Genomic DNA, 17,612 nt, shown 5'->3' with positions numbered 1-17,612 from the left:
TAATAATGGCTCTCCACAGAAGAAGGCAAGAATATCTGTGACAACTGGAGAGGTTGCCCTGGCGGCAATTGACCTGACGGGCACACTCATTGATAATAAAGAGGTTCATATTCTTGAGAGAATGGGAGTAGAAGCATGTCATATCGCAATATGGAAGAATGTATTATTGACCTGGAGAAGCACGGGCATTTAATTCGCATACATGAAGAGGTGGACCCGCATCTGGAGATGGCGGCGATACATATGAAGGTCTATGAGGCAGGCGGTCCCGCTCTGCTGTTCGAGAATGTACGGGGCTCGAAGTACCGTGCGGTCTCGAATCTGTTCGGAACAATCGAGCGCAGCAAGTTCATCTTCCGCGACACTTGGGAATCGTCGCAGGCGGTCATCGCCCTGCGCAGCAATCCCATGAAGGCGCTCAAGCAGCCCTTTAGATATATCGGGACAGGCCTTGCCGCCCGCAAAGCGCTGCCGATCAAGAAGGGCGGCGGTGTACCGGCCGGATTCGAGGAGATTCAAATCTCCGATCTTCCGCAGATTAAGCACTGGCAGGGCGACGGCGGGGCATTCGTCACGCTTCCGCAGGTGTACTCCGAAGATCCCGATAAGCCGGGCATCATGAACTCCAATCTGGGGATGTACCGTATCCAGCTTAGCGGCAACGAATACGAGCTGAATAAGGAAGTAGGCGTCCATTACCAGATTCACCGCGGCATCGGCATTCATCAGGCCCACGCGAACCGGCGCGGCGAGCCGCTGAAGGTCAGCTGCTTCATCGGCGGCCCGCCTGCGCATACGCTCTCGGCGGTGATGCCGCTGCCGGAGGGCTTAAGTGAAATGACCTTTGCCGGGCTGCTCTCGGGGCGTCATTTCCGCTATAGCTATGTAGACGGCTTCTGCGTCAGCAGCGATGCTGACTTCGTGATTACCGGAGAGATTCATCCCGGGGAGACGAAGCCGGAGGGGCCGTTCGGCGATCATCTGGGCTATTATAGCCTGACTCACCCGTTTCCGGTGATGAGAGTACACAAGGTTTACGCCAAAAAAGGGGCTATCTTCCCCTTCACGGTGGTTGGCCGTCCGCCGCAGGAGGACACTGCCTTCGGAGAGCTCATCCATGAGCTGACCGGCGGGGCGATCCGCTCGGAGATTCCCGGCGTGAAGGAGGTACATGCGATAGATGCTGCGGGAGTGCACCCGCTGCTGTTCGCGATCGGCAGTGAGCGGTATACCCCGTATCAGCAGCTTAAGCAGCCTGCAGAGCTGTTGACGATCAGCAATCGGATTCTCGGAACCGGACAGCTCAGTCTGGCGAAATATCTGTTCATCACGGCAGAAGAGGACAAGCCGGTCAGCACGCATGATATCGCCGGGTTCCTGACCTACATCCTGGAGCGGATCAATCTGCGACGTGATATTCACTTCCAGACGAATACAACGATTGATACGCTGGATTATTCCGGCACCGGGATCAACAGCGGAAGCAAGGTAGTCTTCGCAGCCGTTGGGGAGCAGAAGCGGAGCTTGTGCACGGAGGTGCCTGAGGTTCTTCGGCGGGTGGAGCAGGGCTGGGGTCCGGCGGCGATGATTATGCCGGGGATTGTCGCCATGCAGGGGAAGCCGTTCCGGGATTACTCCTCGGCGGCAGAGGAAATCTCCGGCCTGAGCGCTGCTATTGCAGCGCAGGGGGCGCTTGATTCCTGCCCGATGATTATTCTGTGCGATGACAGCAGCTTCATGTCGGAGTCGCTGAACAACTTCCTGTGGGCGACCTTCACCCGCAGCAATCCGTCCCATGACATCCATGGGGTGAACAGCACGGTGAAGCATAAGCACTGGGCTTGTGATAATGTGATCATCGATGCCCGGGTGAAGCCGCATCAAGCGCCGCCGTTAATTCCTGACCCCGAGGTGCAGCGGAGGATTGAACGGGTATTTAGTGAAGGAGCAAGCTTGGGTGGACTGCGGAGCCGTAAGGGGTGAAGCAGCACTTCTATAACCGCTGAAAAGAGGGGTTGTATGGCTGAGCTATTCGGGGTGCTTTTCGAAGTTATGCTGGATCTCCTGCTCTACCGTAAGGACCGTAAACGGAGAAGAGAACGAAGAAGAGAGAGAAGAATAGCGCGGAGAATGAAAAGGCAGGGGCGTTTGTAGACGCCCTGTCTTTCATTTGGTGGGTGTTGGATGTTGCTCGCATAAACGTCATTGTTTGTTATAATGACGTTTATGCGTTTTTTGTTGCGGCCGAAAAAATGTAGGCGAAAAACCGGGCTCAACCGAATGTGGAGTGTAGCTGCTCAGTTCTGGTTGCTTGGCCAAGTGTAGGACTTGATGATGTCTTGGCTGCCGTCCATTCTGTGAAGCTTGAAGGTGAAGACATTGTCTGTACGTCCAGTGAAATAGATATAGTCTCCAGGGAACATGAAGTCGGGCTGTTCTACTTCGCGCTGGCGCTCTGCATTGAGCAGCTGCTTATATAACACTGTCTGCTTACCAGTAGCACGGTCAACAAGGGTCAGGAAGGCGGTGTCTGTAGGGCGGACGAGCAGAGCATCCGGGTATACGGCTTCGACATTGTAGTAGACATCCTGGGCAACGGTGGTACCCAGCAGTTTTGGTATATCTACGGTCTCGCTGACCGCTCCGGTCCCATCCTCAATGAGTCTTAGCGTGCGGCCGTCATTAAATACCAGCTTGCCTTCGGCCCAGACCGGGGCTGTGCCGAAGGAGGTATGGATATTCGTATGCCCCTGGCGGATCACACTGTTGTTCTTCACTAGATAGGTGTAATACTCTGCGTGTACATGGGGCTCGCCATACGAATTCACGACCTGAAGCAGAGTCAGACCGGCAGGTGTGCGCTCGAAGGTGAAATCCACTACATCCAGCCCTCTGCCGAGAACAGCCAGCTTATGCCTGGTGTTCTGCTTCGTGGTCAGATACAGCTCCCCGCTGTCCAGCGACAGGGAGTACACTCCGCCGTCGAACACTTCCGAATAACCGCGGTACATATGCAGACCGTTGGCCCGTATCGTATTCGTAGCGGCATCCCATCTTACGGGCCCGCCTTCAAGAGCCGCTACCACAAACTTGACGGGTACATACAGTTGCTTATCCGCTATATAAGGTGTGCCTCCAAGGGAGACCTTCTTCCCGTCCAGTACGCCGGTGGATTGACCAAGCTTCATGCTGAAGCTTTTGTTCCACCCGTTGAAGGTAGCGGTTTTGTCTGCATTACTCCACTTGCCCTCAAGACCCATGATTGTGACCAGGTTAGCGGGCATATAAGAGACTCCGTTCTTGATCTGTGCGGTGCCTCCGGCCATGCCTGATATCCCGCTTCCGTTGCTGTAGGTTAATTGAAGCTGCACCTTCGGGGCGGGCTTGGCCGAAGCCGGAACGGCTTCAGCTCCTCCGGCCAGAGCCAGTGCAAGTGCGGGGAGGAGTAATAACCTCCGGGTGATCTTCATGTTCATCATCCTTTCTGGGGGCGCGGCGGCTGCTAAATCAGCCGTCCCCCGTACCGTGACCCATAGGCTGAACCACGGATTGTACAGTAGCCTTTGTTACAGATTCATAACCCTCCAGGGGGTGAATAGCTGCTATAACGGCCAAGCTACATGACACTAGAAGCATAATCATTTTTCTTATCATTGGATTCTTGCACCTCTCCAATCAGAAGTCTGTATTGTTCTGTCTGTTCCTCAGTGGCTTGATGCCGGAATTGTTCAAACAGATTCACACATTTAATGATTATGCTATCACTCTTTATTTTAGCAGAAGATTCCAGACTTTGCAGAAGGAAGGCCATTCCTTCCAGGCGGTGATTGCGTAAATAATAGTTGGCTAATTCCGCTAGAAAGGTAGAGTACTGGTCGGCCAGGATCTGCTGGTTGTGAAGCTCGCCGAAGTCCTTCAGATTGGTCCGGTAAGGGATATAGGAAGGGAACTGTTCAAGCACCTCATCCACATTCCAGGAGAAGCGGTTGGCTGAGATCACAATATGGTACAGGGCTACAAAGATCTCACTGGCATGCGGAGCAATATAGGCCACATATTCAGGCAGCACTCCATAGTCGCCGGACATCATCCGGTAGAGGAGGGTATTGGCCGTGCCCCACTCCTGAAATTGGTCCAGGATGTGCCGGGTGTCTTCCCCTTTTTCGCGTATCCAGCTCCTATCCATATATAGAGCTACGTATTTCAGCGCCGATTCATAGTCCCGGAATTCTTCGCACACGCTTGCCCGCATCAGATGCGAATACAGCGCGTAGAAGAATACCGGCTTCTCCGGGCATTTATCCTGGCGGTCTCTGCGCTGCGACCGGTGCAGATGGTGGTAGCTGAGCATGGCAAGACGGTGCATCTCCTGTGCCAGCGCGTCCACCTTGTCCCACTTGTGCAGCGAGTAATAGACATGCATCAGAGCTTTCAGTCCATCGAGCTGATCAGACACCTCAAGCCGTTCAATATAACATTCGAATAAAAGAGCAGCCTGGAGGTTGAGTGTCTGGCTGTCTCCTAGGGCAATGCGGAACAAACGGTACTGGCAGAGGGCCAGCCGCTCGGAATGCTGATACTTCTCGCTCGCGCTGATATTCTTGTACAGCACGGCTGCCGCTTGCCAGTGATGCTGCTGGAACAAGTCCTCGGCCACTTCAAAAAGCATCGGAGCATAGGTTAGGTTGTCCAGCAGATTTTTGACTACTAGCTCTATACAGTCCAGCCGCCCCAGCTCCGCCGAATTCAGGATGAAGGGGCGCAGCCGCCGCCAGGTGGGTGCCGAATATAAAAAGCATTCATCGACATACATGCTATAGAAATGATCCTCCGGCAATGACATGCCCCGGGTGATCAATTTCAGGTGATTCATGGCAATCGGCTGCTGGCCGCTAAGGATACGGCTTAAGGTGCCGGAATTAACGCCGGACTGAATGGAGAACTGGTTGATGGACAACTGCTGGGAATAGAGATAAGCCTCAAGATGACTGCGAATCGTTGTGAGAGGCTTCAAGGGATCACCGCCTGACTGAATTCCATATTTTGGATTATTGTATATGTGTATAATATAAGTCATTATTCCAATGGTCAATAGAGTGATGGGGAGAAACCGTGAACAATGGAAAAAAGCATTCCCGTGGTCCCAGGAACGCTTAGTCTTCATAGGCGGGCAGACAGCGGATCAGGCGGTGTAGATCCCTGCTTCATTCTTGATCCTGCGGCGCTCGATGACTTCTTCATAATCCTTAATCAGTCTGTCAAAAATCTGCTCCCAGGAGCGCTGGAGGGCTTGGTGCCGGCCTTCACGGCCCATTGCGCTCCGCAGCAGGGGCCTGGCGGCGGCGGTGCAGATCTGCTCTGCCATAGCTGCCGGGCTGCGCGGCCCGAACAGCATGCCGGTGACACCGGGTGCGATCAGCTCCCGCGTTCCGCCTGCATCTGCGGCGATCACGGGAAGCCCCGACGCCATGGCTTCAAGCACGACGTTGCCGAAGGTCTCCGTGCAGGAGGGGAAGACGAACAGATCGGCGGAGGCGTACAGCTCTGCCAGCTCTTCGCCGTGTCTGGCACCGGTGAAGGTGACATTCTCCGGTGCCTGCCACTTCAGCTCAGGCAGCAGCGGGCCATCGCCGACAATCACCAGCTGAATCTTTGAACGCACGGACTCCGGCAGGAGCTGCATAGCCTGAAGGAGGGTGGTGAGATCTTTTTCCGGGGCAATCCGTCCGACATAGAGCATCATCAGCGCTGCCCCCTTGCCGTAACGCTCCCTGGTCTCTTCGCTTCGTCTCTCCGGTGAGTAGAGGGTACAGTCCACGCCTCTGGACCATAAGCGCAGCCGGGTGAAGCCCTCCATGCGCAAGCTGGTTAGGGTCTCGCGGGAAGGGGCCAGGACGGCATCGCAGGACCGGTGATACCACTTCATGTATTTCCAGTAGAGCGGGAGGATTCTTCTCATTTTGTAATATTCGAGGTAACGGTCGAAGTGGGTGTGATAGGAGGCGACATGGGGGAGCTGCTGCTTGCGGGCATACCGGAGGCCGGTTAAGCCGATATTGAACGGGGTGGCGAGATGGAGCAGATCAGGGGCGAACGCAGCCAGTTCACTCTGCATGGAGGACATGCCGGGCAGGGCCAGTCTGCACTCGGGATAGAGGAAAAAGGGGATGCTGGCCACGGGTCTGACAGGATCGGGGTAGCTGCTCTCTGGAGCGGATTTTGGAGTGAACAGCAGATGTTCAATTCCCCGGCGGTGCAGGTGGCTGGTCAGCCGGCCGAGTGTACGGGCAACGCCATTCGTCTGCGGAAGAAAAGTGTCCGTGAATAGAGCCAGACGCATCGGTATCCCTCCCAGTAATCTTGTTGCCTTGATCTTAACAACCAACTATTACTTGGAGATCAACCGCAGGTTAAACATCTTGCATGAAGAGGGGAATTTACAGGGAGGGCAAGGGAGGACAAGGGAGGACAAGGGAGGACCGCGGAGGACAAGGGAAGACCGGGGAGGACTAGGGAGGGCAAGGGAGGACTAGGGAGGACCGCGGAGGACAAGGGAAGACCGGGGAGGACTAGGGAGGGCAAGGGAGGACTAGGGAGGACTAGGGAGGACAAGGGAAGACCAGGGTAACAAGGTTAAAGGAAGCGTGGATCGGGTATACATGAGGTATCAGGAATGAAGGAGGTATAAGGAGATGAGCAAAGATCTGCCGCCAGAGGTTCCGCCGAAGGTTGTCCCCGATGTGAAGCCGGATATCCTCCCGGAGCCGGTTGTGATCCCGCCGGAAATTGTGCCGGAGAAGCATCCCGAAATCGCACCGCCGGAGCAGCCGGATATGGTGCCGCCGGCCCCGCCCGAGATTCTTCCGAATGATCCGCTGTAAGCTGGAATGCTGTCTGACAGAAGGATAATGTATAGATTGTGCTGAGCGCCCGGGAAACCGGGCGTTTTTATGATTATATAGGAAACTATAGTTTCCTGCTGCTGTGGAAAGGTGAGTGTAAATTTGTGGATATGAGTTCTTGGAAAGAAGGAGAATGTATGTGAAAAACAGCATAGATTGTGCTCGCGAGCAGGAGGGGCGTTCGGACAAGCAAGAAGTCACTGTAAAGGGAAATAGGTGGATTTTGTACACTTGCTGATGACCAAAAGCCCTCTGCTGCAACAATAGTTGGAATAACAACACTTAATTCGCACATATCCTCCAAAGTAGCGAAAAGTAACTGGAATAAATGTACAAAATGCACTTCTTACCCGATATTCTTGAGAAACCGGCGAAATTAAGATACGTTTTTCCAATTGTTTGCGGCAGGCAGCCGTCTCCTCAGCTGGAAAAGGGTTCGGCGGTAATAGAGACGTTGGCTGACGTTTGGCAGGCCCAACCTCAACTCCCAGGGAGACTTGTCCAGATCGGCTCGGCGTATTGATTCTGCAGATTCATGCTGCAATCCTTGCCGGTATCGTAGGAGCGGTTGCCCAGTGCCAGTGTGAACTGCTCAAGCTTGCGGCTTGCCGCAGCGGAGTCCTCCGTACACTCCAGCCAATCGGTAAGCGCTCCGAGCACCGTCCGTCCTTCCGCAAGGGCTGCCTCCCACAGCTCCCACACAGATTCGGTCTGCACCTCGGAATATAGTGCGGGATGCCGCCACCGGGAGTGCCGCTCATTCAGATAATCCAGCCGTTCCTCGCGGGCAGTGAGCTTCCGTGAGAACAACCGGCGGGTCCGGCCCCAGGTTATAGCCTTCTTCCAGCCCTTCGGATCATAAAGGCATTTCTGAGCCAGCACCATATCGCGGTACGCGCTCTGCCAGATCTCTGCGGGCAGCAGATCCATAGTCTCCGGGTAATGCTTAAGGGCGGTGGCATGAAGAATGCGATGAACCGGCTCAGGCAGCCGGGCACCTGTGTCAATTGTAGCCCAGGCAGCGTGCTGCCAGGTGTTCATCCCGTGCAGCCGCTTCATGAACAAAGTGTCCAGGTCAATCTCAAACCGCTGATGGGCACGGTACTTATAGCCCGCCTTCCAGTTAATATAGGGATGGAGGTTGCGGTCCAGCAGATGATGGGTCAGGAAACCGAGGAAATAGAGCTGGGCCTGGGCCGCTTCCGTTCCTTCAAGTCTCCGGGCAGCCTCCCAGAAATCAACAAGTACAGGCCCGCAGCTCTGTGTATGCATCTGGTCTCCGAGATGAAGTGCCCCGGTATCTCGTCTCCAAGGAAGAAAGCTGTGATATAACAGGAAATCCGGACCCTGACAGCCGAGATTATAGAGCCGCGGCTGTTGTTCCAGCAGGTGGAGACACGGGAAACGGCTGCTGAATTCTCTGGCCAGCTGCTGACCGAATTCGATATGCATCCAAATATTGGGCATGATTGATCCTCCTACTAGTTATGATGGATACCATGCAGTGATAATCTAATCCATTGTAATGCCTATATGTTAAAACTAAATAAGAAATATGTGTGAAATTAGGCAGAGCTGTACATTCCCGTACATTAAGGTAGACATGATCACGGGCACAAGAGTATTCTTATATGGCCTTAAGACAACCATAACACTGTAATATGCAACTGGCAAAAGGAGGCCCATACCTATGAAGTCCCGTTCCTCTGAACGCGTTAAAATGCCTCCGGGATTCTGGACAGGAATAAGCCGCCTGGGGATTGCTGCCCGCGACGTAGCCCGCCAGGCACAGCTCCCTGTAACGATAACAACAGAAGCCACGGTTACCACTGCCCAATATTTCGCAATCTGGCAGGCGTATTCCGAGCTCGCCGGGGATCTTGCGTCAGGCATTACCAGGCTTGCGGCCGCCTTTGACACCGCGCAGTATCCTCCCGCCGTATTAGCGACGTATCACGCCCGTGACTACCGCGATGCCTTGCACCGTATGGTCAGGTACAAACAGATGTGTCCGCCCGAAAGCCTGCGGATGACTGAGGAGAACGGGCAGTGCACCATAGAACTGGAGTGGGGGCCTACAGGGCTGCCCGGTCCGCCGGTGCTGGCGGGGATCACGCTGGCTTTTCTCTTGGAGCTTGGAAGAAAGGGGACGGGTCAGCCCTTGAAAGCGCAGGCCGCTGAATTTGTCCACTCCATGGGCGATGAACAAGTGCTCGAAGCTTATTTCGGCTGCGCGATTCAAACGGGCGGGAAGTATAACCGATTGACCCTGCTGCAAAGCCATCTGGACCTTCCCTTTGTTTCGTATAACAAAGAACTGCTGGAGATTCTTGCTCCCGCACTGGACCGCTCACTCGACGAACAGCTTGGCAGCTTCTCTGTATCCGGGAGGGTCAAGGTGATCATTGCACACTGTCTCGCAGGTGGATGCCCCGACCTCCAGACAGTTGCGAAGGAGCTTACGATGAGCGGGCGGACCTTGCAGCGCCGGCTGACTGACGAGAAGATGACCTTCAAGCAGCTATTGACACAAGTCAGACATGAGCAGGCACGGGAGTACTTGGCCAATCCTTCGCTTGATCTTAAAGAGGTGGCGTTTCTGACCGGGTATGAGGATCAGAACTCTTTCTTCCGTGCCTTCCGTCATTGGGAAGGGGTTACGCCTTCACAGTGGCGTGCGGAACACCTGAATAGTTGAACACCTGAATGCACGAATTTGCTGAGCTGTAACTTTTGGCGTGTCCGGCAAGAAGCTTGGCGTAAGGTGCTAGTTACTGAACGATCCCAACAAGATAATATAATCACTATCCGCAACACAACAAGGAATGAATAAGGAGAAGTGCATTATGGAGATGGGATTACACAATACAACAGCGCTAGTTACAGGATCAACGAAGGGTATAGGAAAAGCTATCGCGATAGAGCTTGCCAAGGAAGGCGTCAACGTATTGGTCAATGGTCGGAATAGGGAAGAGGTAGAACAGATTGTCCGTGAATTGAAGTTGAATTACCCAGCCACCGCTCCTCAGAATGCCGCAGCCGATCTTGCCGATCCTGAACAAAGACAAGCCTTATTCGCCCAATTCCCCAGCGTTGATATTCTGATCAACAGTATGGGCATTTATGAATTGATGCAGTATGAGGAAGTGGCCGATGACATCTGGGAGAAGTATTTCCGCACGAATGTGCTGGCTGCAAACGGATTAACGAAATTATATTTACCTGGAATGTTAAGCAGGAATTATGGCCGCGTGATCTTCATTGCCAGCGAAGAGGCTGTCATGCCCTCAGGACAAATGCCTCAATATGCGATGACCAAATCCATGCTGCTGTCCCTGTCCAAAAGTATCTCTAAAGTGACAGCAGGAACAGAGGTTACAGTGAATACCATTATGCCTGGACCAACACTCTCTGAAAAAGTGCATCACATCATTGAGGGAATGTATCCTGACGAAAATTTAACTTTTGCAGAAAAAGAGCAGAAATTCATGGCGGCCAACCTGCCGCAATCGGAATTACAGCGTTTCATCAAGCCGGTGGAAATCGGCAGGCTGGCTGCCTTCGTATGCAGTCCTTATGCGGCGGCCTTTAAAGGTTCTCCCATCCGCATGGATGGAGGGATGGTGCCGACTATATATTGATGGAGGTGTACATGCTCAACAGCAAACAGCGGCACCCGGGACGGTTAAGCCCCGGAGTGCCGCTGTTTTGCTGTATCAGGGCCGATTTCAGCCCAGTTTGATCATGTCACGGAATACTCCGGGAAAAGAGTCAGGGATCGCTATCGCCCCGACGGTCTTCTCATAAAAGGCCAGTGCGTCCTCGACCCAGCCGATGACGGCGTAGCCGTAGCCGTTCTGGTGCATCGCGGACAGGCATTCCAGCAGCAGGGCCTTCCCGATGCCCAGGCCCCGGTAATCGTCCAGCACGCCGGTCGGGCCGAAGAAGTTCTTCATTACAACCTCGTGACAGGCGAAGCCGATCACCTCGCCCTGCTTCACTGCGATATAGCAGTGGACGGGCAGGTGGGCGAAGGCTACCTCGCATTCATTCCGCCAGCTCTCCGTGAAATGGCGGCCGACAAAATCCACAATGGCCTGCTTATCTCCGGTCATCGCCCGTTTAATAACAATGCCTTGTCCACGCAGACGCTCCAGCAGCGCCCCGTTGTCCGGCAGATCGTACAGCTTCACAAGCATATCAGGCATCAGCTATCCCCCGCTTTCTGTTCTATGATCTCAAGATCGGTAATCATGGCATGCAGGTCTGCTTCAAACAGTTCCGGCCGGTAGAAGCGGGAGCGGATGAACAGCTCCGCCATCTGCGGCGGAAGCAGCTCGGCAAGCACGTTCTGCATTCTTAGCTTGGCTCTCCGCAGATCTCCGTATCCGCTCCTGTATTTGTCCCGGAGGAAGGTCAGCACTTCCTCACTGTCCGGCGACATCGCGCCCCGGAAGAGGAAGGTATGCAACGGGGAACGGCGCTGTGCCGGAATCTCATACTGGATCATGGCGTCGATCAGCTCGGCGGTCAAGCGGTTCTTCCTCACCTCAGGCAGCAGTTGCGGGATCAGGGCATAATAGTCGGTTACCGCATAATCTGCCCATTCTTCCCCGCTAAGGAGAGCGGCGGGCAGTCCGTGGAAGCGGTGCAGAAACCGGACCAGGAAGGTAGAGAGATCTGCCCCGGCATTCCAGCTCTGCTCTGCGGCCAGGAAGGCCGGATAACGCGAGGTCTCGAACAGCCCGTAAGGACTGCCCAGCGAGAACGGGCAACCCCAATTCGTATGAATAATGCCGCCCAGCTGCTCGGAGCGGGCGAGCTCAATCCAGTCCAACACATTCTTGACCCGGTTATGGATGACCGGATAATTCTGGTCCCCGTTATCATCCCAGCAGCGGACAGAGGAAGCGCCGAGAGTCTCGATGCCCGCATCCCGCAGCTTATGGAGAATCAGCCGGGCATCGGCCTTCATCCGGTGTCCGCCATAGATCCAGACGACGACTACAATCCGTTTGTCCAGCGCCGCAATCTCTTCCGCAGTAGCGTGCATAATCATATCATGCCAGATCATCGGCTGCTTGCCAAGGCTGACCGTCTTCTCCGCCAGTTGATTGACGAAGCGGATGAACGAAGCCTCCGGGGTAAGCCCGGACCGCTTGCAGTCTTCACAGGTGCCGAGGGTCCAGACCTCATCGCAGCCCAGGTGAAGATAGTCGCTGTGGGGATGCAGGGCAGCCACTTCCTCCAGAATGCCGGCCATCATCTCGAAGGAGCCTGGGCGGTGCGGGCACAGCTCCGAGACTGTCTCCGGAACCTCGCGCAGACCGATATAAGCCGGATGCTTCAGGATATATTCCAGATGGCCGAAGGACTGCTGCTTCGGAATCACGGTGACGAAGTGGTCATGTGCGGCCTTCAGCAGCCGCTGGTGTTCTTCTTCGCTGAAGGCAAGCTCAGGATGGCGCAGGAAGCCCAGCTTACGGAAGGGCAGCTTGTCTTCATATTCAATGACCAGCGTATTGATCTTATAATCGGCCAGCTCCGCGATATACTCCAGGATATGCTCATAGGTCGGATAGACCGTGCGCAGATCGAGATAATCGCTGCGCAGCTTCAGCTCCGCCCAGTCGGCAACCGTAAGTGCAGGCACAGTGCCTTTGCCGGAGGTTATCAGCTGCTCCAGCGTCTTAATGCCGTAGAACAGGCCGGACGCACTAAGCGCATACAGCTCAATCCGGTCCGTGTCTGTAATCAGCACGTAGCCGTCATGCTTGCCCTCAACCCGCCGGGCCATCAGCGGGTTGAGCGGGGTACCGCCCGTGACCAGGGAGAATACACCGCTGCCGTCATGCGTAGTACGCACCGTCACCTCTGTGAATATCCTTTGCGCTGCCGTGAGCAGCCGGACATCCTTCACGGGGAGCTGAAGCTGCACCGTCCAGCCGCGAATACCGCTGACCGGCTCCGGTCCCCGGCTCTGCACCACCTGAGGCTCAGGGATCAGCTGAAGGTTCATAGCCAGCGGACCCGGCCTTTGAAGCGTTCAATGAAGCGGTTATTCCACTCATCCCCGCCGGGAGCGTTACCGCTGCGCCAGACCGGCACCTCGATCCCTTTCGCTCCGAGATAGGCCGCTGTAGTCATCATCAGGGAATTGAGCAGAAAAGCGTTGGCGAAGGTGGAGGTCGAACCCATCTTCGGTTCAATCCCGTCAATATGCAGCGCAGCGTCACCGGGCTTCACCTTGCTGTCCAGGACATAGTCGCACAGCTCATACAGATTCTGCCCTGAAGGGTGGCGGGCAATATGATCCTTAGGCGTAGCTTCAGCATGACCGACCGAAGTAACGGCAATCGTTGTGACTCCCCGGCGCCGGGCTTCTACAGCCGCATCGACACAGGCGGTGTTAATGCCGTAAGCATTGGCAAGAATCAGAATATCGCCCTCGCCTAGCCGGTTGTCTTCAATAACAAGCGTTCCGTAGCCGGGAGTGCGTTCAACGGCCATCGAGCGCAGGGCGCCGTTTGAGATCATTGTGCCTTCATCTAATATGGCGCTAATATGCATCAGGCCGCCGGCGCGGAAGAAGACCTCAGTCGCATTCATATTGGAATGGCCGCCCGGGCCGTAGAGGTAGACCAGCTTGTCCTGTGCGATATGATCCGCAAGCAGCTCTGCCACCTGCTGCAGCTTGTCCTGCGGTTCGTTCCGGATCTCATTCAGCAGCTCAACAATAGTATCCATATAAGCGGACATAATATCTGGCTTGGCGTTCATCTGGATTCCTCCTAAAAGTTTATAAGTACAAGCCCGTGTGTGCTTGCCTAGAAGATAACAAAGCGGGCAAACCAAGTAAATCAACTATTTTGCGCAAATGGGGACCGTTTTTGACTGATTTGGCCAACCGGATGTCATAGAGCAGCATCAGATGTAATCTGTGAATAGGATCAGATCCCTGAGGTTCCGTGAAATGAAACTGCACCGGCCGATGAGTTTGCTTCTAACGGACCTGAGAGCCCCTACTCCCTGGAAAACGCCACTTTTTGCGGTTTAACGGACGGAGTAGCCCTTATCGTCTCTCTATAAGATGTTTTCAAGTAGAAATTCCAAGAATAAGGACCATAGGGTCCGTTCCTTGGCCAAAGTGGAGACTTTCATCCGGAATAAGCGCGCCTCAGTCCGTTATGCCGGGCCAGACGCTCTAATGGACAACTCCCGTCTGCGGCAGGTAAAAATTTTTCTGAACGGGTCAGGATCGTGACTTATGTAAAATTCTTTGCTTTTCTATAATGAGAGATAAGATCACGCAAGAGGGGGGACAGAGCCTTTGAAGACGTCAGTTACCTTACCGCAGTCCCATCAGACACCAACCGCCGGCAGCAGAAAAAGAAAACGGATAGAAGCGGGGATGGGCTACTTTTTCACCGGTCCCATGCTGCTGGGGGTGCTGGTATTTACGCTTATTCCGATGATATTCTCCTTCATGCTCAGCTTCACCAAATGGTCGTTCGTTACCGGGTTTGATAAGATCCGCTGGAGCGGCCTCGATAATTTCCGCCAGCTGTTCCAGGATGAGGTGTTCCTGAAGTCGCTGGGCAATAACTTCATTATGCTGCTGGCCGTACCCGTCGGGATGGCGATCGCGCTGATCCTCGGGGTAATTATCACGAGTCATGTATATGCGGCGGGTGCCTTCAAGGTCATCTACTTCATGCCCCAGATATCCAGTGTAGTTGCTGTGGCGGTAGTGTGGCAGGTACTCTTCCATCCTTCGTACGGTCCGGTCAACGGTTTCCTGTCGGCGATCGGGGTGGACAATCCGCCCAAATGGCTGGCCGATCCAACGTATGCGCTTCCATCGGTCATGCTGCTGATGATCTGGATTGACCTTGGGGTCTCGCTGATTATCTACATTGCCGGGATCAAGAATATCCCTGCCGACCTGTATGAAGCGGCGACGATTGACGGCGCCTCCAAGCTCGCCCAGTTCCGCTCCATTACCTTTCCGCTGCTGACGCCGACGACCTTTTTCCTGCTCGTGACCGGCATTATCGGCAATTTCAAATCCTTCGCCCTGGTCAAGGTGCTGACGGACGGCGGACCGGCTAACTCCACTTCTGTCGTAGTGTACGACATGTATCAGACCGCATTTGTTGATCTTCAGACCGGTTATGCTTCATCCATGGTCATGATTCTGTTCGTTATCGTGCTTGCCATTACCGGCCTGCAGTGGCTGGGACAGCGTTATTGGGTCAATTACTAGATAAGGGAGGCACATACCTGTGAGAATAGGCAATCTGGACTGGGGAAAAGCCATCATCACCCTGATCATGGCACTGCTGGGCATTGTGTTTCTGCTCCCTTTTATATGGATGCTGTCCGCTTCGCTCAAGCCTGAGGCCGATGTGTTCAAATATCCGATCGAATGGATTCCGCAGACATGGAGGGCGGCGTTCAACTATCATTCCGTCTGGTTCGGCAAAGCAAACTTCACCCTGTATTACTGGAATTCGATTAAAGTCACGGCGCTCACAACACTTCTCTCCGTAGCGGTGTCCAGCATGGCGGCCTATGGCTTCACCAAAATCCGCTTCCCCGGCAGAAATGCACTTTTCGTACTGGTGCTGGCCACTTATATGATTCCTGCGGAAGCCACGCTGGTGCCGCTGTTCATTATCTTCCGCTCCACCGGCCTGTACGATACGCATCTGGGCCTGATCCTGCTTGGCGGGTTCAGCGTGCTGGGCACCTTTCTGCTCCGCCAGTTTTTTGCCTCACTCTCGAATGAGTATATCGAATCGGCGCAGATCGACGGCGCGGGACATATCCGTATCTTCCTCTCGATTCTGTTCCCGCTGGTCCGTCCCGCCATTGCCACTTATGCCATTCTGCGGTTCATCTGGACCTGGAATGATTTTCAGACGCCGCTGGTCTTCCTGAACAGCAAGACACTCTATACGCTTCAGCTTGGCATGAATGCCTTCGCTGACCGCAACGGCGCCTTCTATTCGCTCATCATGGCGGCTTCGGTCTCGGCGATTGTCCCGCTGCTGGTCGTGTTCATCCTCGGGCAGAAACAGGTAATCGAAGGTATTTCCTTGGGGGGGGTGAAGGGGTGAGGGCTGGCAAGTTCCCGGAAGCTGCATAACCGGAAGACAGGCGGACGGATAGGACGGTCAGGATGTGCATGAGAACTGCATGGAACTGTAGACCACATTAGAAGGGGTGTTAGTTATGAAAAAGAATGTGTTCGCTCTGGTATGGATCATCGTGCTTCTGGTAGCCCTGGCGGGCTGCGGCAACTCAAACAACACAAATGGTGCATCTCCCGCTTCCGGCAGCACGGCTGCACCGGAGGCGGGGGAGAGTGCCGCACCTTCAGCAGAACCGGTAACGATCAAAGTCGCTAACTGGTCGCCTGCGGCGGATATGGAACCGATTCTGCAGGCGTACGAGGATTCCCATCCGGGAATTACACTGGAATACGTGGAGCTGGCTGACAACGGTGATTCAGTGGCCGGAATGAAGAAGCTGGATCTGCTCGTCGCATCCGGCGAGAACCTGGATGTGGTATTCATGCCGGGGGCAACCGATTATTCACAGCGTGCCGGACTCGGACTGCTGGCTCCGCTGAATGACCTGATCAGCAAGGAAGGCATCACGCTGACAGATGAGTATACGGTTGATCCGTCCGTTGACGGTAAAGTGTATGCCCTGCCGGATACGCTGGAGAATTATTTCGTCCTGCTGAACAAGGACAAGCTGGATGCGGCGGGCTTAGCCGTTCCCACCGAATGGAGCTGGGACGATTACCTTGATTACGCAGCTAAGCTGACCAGCGGCACCGGGCCGTCCAAGACCTTCGGTACGTATTTCCATACCTGGGCTATGTACTGGGAGCTGGCCGTCATCAACCAGGAGAAGGACAATAATCTGGTCAACAATGGTGTCGTAAACATCGATAGTGCGGGTATCCGCCAGTCCCTGGAGCTGCGCAGCAAGGCAGAGGCATCGGGAGTAGCGGTGCCGTATGCCGACACCATCTCCCAGAAGCTCGCGTACCGCTCGGAATTCTTCACTGGACATGCCGCGATGATCGTGACCGGCAACTGGATGATCGGTGAAGCAGGCGGGTCGGAAGAATTCCCTGCAACCTTCACTACCGCGTTCGCTCCGATGCCGTCCAATAGTGCCGGACAACCTGCGGGAGTCAGCATTGCCAACGGCAACTATGTAGGTATCCTGGAGAAGTCGGGACATCAGCAGGAAGCCTATGATTTCATCCGCTGGTACTCCACAGAGGGCGAGCAGATGCAGAATGTATATTCCGCGTGGAAGAAGCAGGATGTGGACAAGTTCATTGCCGGCGTCAAATCGGGTGCCATGAGCCCCGACAAGATTGACGAAGCCTCACTGGCCTATGTAATTAAGAATGCCAAGCCCGCACCGCTCAGCGTGCCGCCGACCTATCAAGGCGAGCTGGAAACAGCCTTTACCAAAGAAACCGAGCTGTACATCCTGAAACAGCAGGATCTGGAGACTACCATCAAGAAGGCGCAGGCTGAGCTGCAGAAGATTGTAGACGCCAACAAGTAAAAATTGGAAGCGCTGAATAGCCCTTTTTTACCCGGAATAATAGATTGAAATGAGCTGCTGGAGGCGGAAAGCTGATATGATAGAGGCATAGAAAACGATAGTCTGATTGTG

The 17,612-nt window shown here is 54.5% G+C and carries 14 protein-coding genes; 7 read left to right on the top strand and 7 right to left on the bottom strand.

The genetic code is table 11. The features are described from left to right. The first annotated feature begins 135 nt into the window (after positions 1 to 135). Positions 136 to 1,983 (top strand): UbiD family decarboxylase, encoded by a 1,848-nt coding sequence (locus MKY64_RS16600; RefSeq protein ID WP_340954397.1) that lies wholly within the window; start codon positions 136 to 138, stop codon positions 1,981 to 1,983. 314 nt (positions 1,984 to 2,297) lie between these two features. Here MKY64_RS16600 and MKY64_RS16595 read toward each other — a convergent pair whose 3' ends face one another. The 3 genes from MKY64_RS16595 to MKY64_RS16585 form a co-directional block, all read right to left on the bottom strand. Then, positions 2,298 to 3,470: a copper amine oxidase N-terminal domain-containing protein gene (locus MKY64_RS16595; protein ID WP_340954395.1), complete on the bottom strand. Its 1,173-nt coding sequence runs from the start codon at positions 3,468 to 3,470 to the stop codon at positions 2,298 to 2,300. Positions 3,471 to 3,616: 146 nt separating this feature from the next. After that, on the bottom strand, positions 3,617 to 5,014 hold the full coding sequence (locus MKY64_RS16590; protein ID WP_340954394.1) for a transcriptional regulator: 1,398 nt from the start codon (positions 5,012 to 5,014) through the stop codon (positions 3,617 to 3,619). A 168-nt stretch (positions 5,015 to 5,182) separates the two neighbouring features. Continuing rightward, entirely contained in the window at positions 5,183 to 6,340 is a 1,158-nt protein-coding gene (locus MKY64_RS16585; protein ID WP_340954392.1) for a glycosyltransferase family 4 protein, read from the bottom strand. A gap of 352 nt (positions 6,341 to 6,692) precedes the next feature. On the opposite strand from MKY64_RS16585, the gene MKY64_RS16580 reads away from it, so the two are divergent. Continuing rightward, positions 6,693 to 6,881 (top strand): hypothetical protein, encoded by a 189-nt coding sequence (locus tag MKY64_RS16580; RefSeq protein WP_340754955.1) that lies wholly within the window; start codon positions 6,693 to 6,695, stop codon positions 6,879 to 6,881. A 501-nt stretch (positions 6,882 to 7,382) separates the two neighbouring features. Here MKY64_RS16580 and MKY64_RS16575 read toward each other — a convergent pair. Then, the gene (locus MKY64_RS16575) at positions 7,383 to 8,369 is read right to left on the bottom strand and encodes a zinc dependent phospholipase C family protein (protein WP_340954390.1); all 987 of its coding nucleotides are present in this window, start codon (positions 8,367 to 8,369) and stop codon (positions 7,383 to 7,385) included. 223 nt (positions 8,370 to 8,592) lie between these two features. Between MKY64_RS16575 and MKY64_RS16570 the strand changes: the two genes are divergently transcribed. Then, positions 8,593 to 9,600 carry an AraC family transcriptional regulator gene (locus tag MKY64_RS16570; protein ID WP_340954388.1) on the top strand — a complete coding sequence of 336 codons (1,008 nt, stop codon included), beginning with the start codon at positions 8,593 to 8,595 and terminating at the stop codon, positions 9,598 to 9,600. 148 nt (positions 9,601 to 9,748) lie between these two features. After that, entirely contained in the window at positions 9,749 to 10,543 is a 795-nt protein-coding gene (locus MKY64_RS16565) for an SDR family NAD(P)-dependent oxidoreductase (protein WP_340954386.1), read from the top strand. An 87-nt stretch (positions 10,544 to 10,630) separates the two neighbouring features. On the opposite strand, the gene MKY64_RS16560 is transcribed toward MKY64_RS16565, so the two are convergent. The 3 genes from MKY64_RS16560 to MKY64_RS16550 are packed head-to-tail and all read right to left on the bottom strand — an operon-like array spanning position 10,631 to position 13,682. After that, a complete protein-coding gene (locus MKY64_RS16560; RefSeq protein WP_340954385.1) occupies positions 10,631 to 11,110 on the bottom strand; it encodes a GNAT family N-acetyltransferase in 480 nt (159 codons plus the stop codon). Next, complete coding sequence (locus MKY64_RS16555) at positions 11,110 to 12,921, bottom strand: family 20 glycosylhydrolase (protein WP_340954383.1); 1,812 nt, start codon at positions 12,919 to 12,921, stop codon at positions 11,110 to 11,112. Before MKY64_RS16555 ends, MKY64_RS16560 begins: the two co-directional genes overlap by 1 nt. Continuing rightward, on the bottom strand, positions 12,918 to 13,682 hold the full coding sequence (locus tag MKY64_RS16550) for an SIS domain-containing protein (protein ID WP_339313497.1): 765 nt from the start codon (positions 13,680 to 13,682) through the stop codon (positions 12,918 to 12,920). The genes MKY64_RS16555 and MKY64_RS16550 overlap by 4 nt, the downstream gene beginning before the upstream one ends. 631 nt (positions 13,683 to 14,313) lie before the next feature. Here MKY64_RS16550 and MKY64_RS16545 point away from each other — a divergent pair. From MKY64_RS16545 to MKY64_RS16535, 3 genes are all read left to right on the top strand, one after another. Next, positions 14,314 to 15,168, top strand: coding sequence for a carbohydrate ABC transporter permease (locus tag MKY64_RS16545; RefSeq protein ID WP_445671725.1), 855 nt, complete (start codon positions 14,314 to 14,316; stop codon positions 15,166 to 15,168). Positions 15,169 to 15,235: 67 nt separating this feature from the next. Continuing rightward, the gene (locus MKY64_RS16540) at positions 15,236 to 16,024 is read left to right on the top strand and encodes a carbohydrate ABC transporter permease (RefSeq protein ID WP_051478036.1); all 789 of its coding nucleotides are present in this window, start codon (positions 15,236 to 15,238) and stop codon (positions 16,022 to 16,024) included. Positions 16,025 to 16,139: 115 nt separating this feature from the next. After that, positions 16,140 to 17,501: an ABC transporter substrate-binding protein gene (locus tag MKY64_RS16535; protein WP_340954374.1), complete on the top strand. Its 1,362-nt coding sequence runs from the start codon at positions 16,140 to 16,142 to the stop codon at positions 17,499 to 17,501. Positions 17,502 to 17,612 lie beyond the last annotated feature (111 nt).

Source organism: Paenibacillus sp. FSL R7-0210, from assembly GCF_038009085.1.
Lineage (GTDB): Bacteria > Bacillota > Bacilli > Paenibacillales > Paenibacillaceae > Paenibacillus_AQ > Paenibacillus_AQ silagei.
This window is presented reverse-complemented; position numbering and strand designations above follow the sequence as displayed.

What these genes read in the sequence shown, in the direction of transcription:
- MKY64_RS16570 (WP_340954388.1), top strand. Translation starts at nt 8,593, where the DNA reads ATGAAGTCCCGTTCCTCTGAACGCGTTAAAATGCCTCCGGGATTCTGG.
- MKY64_RS16535 (WP_340954374.1), top strand. Translation starts at nt 16,140, where the DNA reads ATGAAAAAGAATGTGTTCGCTCTGGTATGGATCATCGTGCTTCTGGTA.
- MKY64_RS16600 (WP_340954397.1), top strand. Translation starts at nt 136, where the DNA reads ATGTCATATCGCAATATGGAAGAATGTATTATTGACCTGGAGAAGCAC.
- MKY64_RS16550 (WP_339313497.1), bottom strand. Translation starts at nt 13,682, where the DNA reads ATGAACGCCAAGCCAGATATTATGTCCGCTTATATGGATACTATTGTT.
- MKY64_RS16565 (WP_340954386.1), top strand. Translation starts at nt 9,749, where the DNA reads ATGGAGATGGGATTACACAATACAACAGCGCTAGTTACAGGATCAACG.
- MKY64_RS16555 (WP_340954383.1), bottom strand. Translation starts at nt 12,921, where the DNA reads ATGAACCTTCAGCTGATCCCTGAGCCTCAGGTGGTGCAGAGCCGGGGA.
- MKY64_RS16595 (WP_340954395.1), bottom strand. Translation starts at nt 3,470, where the DNA reads ATGAAGATCACCCGGAGGTTATTACTCCTCCCCGCACTTGCACTGGCT.
- MKY64_RS16560 (WP_340954385.1), bottom strand. Translation starts at nt 11,110, where the DNA reads ATGCCTGATATGCTTGTGAAGCTGTACGATCTGCCGGACAACGGGGCG.
- MKY64_RS16540 (WP_051478036.1), top strand. Translation starts at nt 15,236, where the DNA reads ATGGCACTGCTGGGCATTGTGTTTCTGCTCCCTTTTATATGGATGCTG.
- MKY64_RS16580 (WP_340754955.1), top strand. Translation starts at nt 6,693, where the DNA reads ATGAGCAAAGATCTGCCGCCAGAGGTTCCGCCGAAGGTTGTCCCCGAT.
- MKY64_RS16575 (WP_340954390.1), bottom strand. Translation starts at nt 8,369, where the DNA reads ATGCCCAATATTTGGATGCATATCGAATTCGGTCAGCAGCTGGCCAGA.
- MKY64_RS16585 (WP_340954392.1), bottom strand. Translation starts at nt 6,340, where the DNA reads ATGCGTCTGGCTCTATTCACGGACACTTTTCTTCCGCAGACGAATGGC.
- MKY64_RS16545 (WP_445671725.1), top strand. Translation starts at nt 14,314, where the DNA reads ATGGGCTACTTTTTCACCGGTCCCATGCTGCTGGGGGTGCTGGTATTT.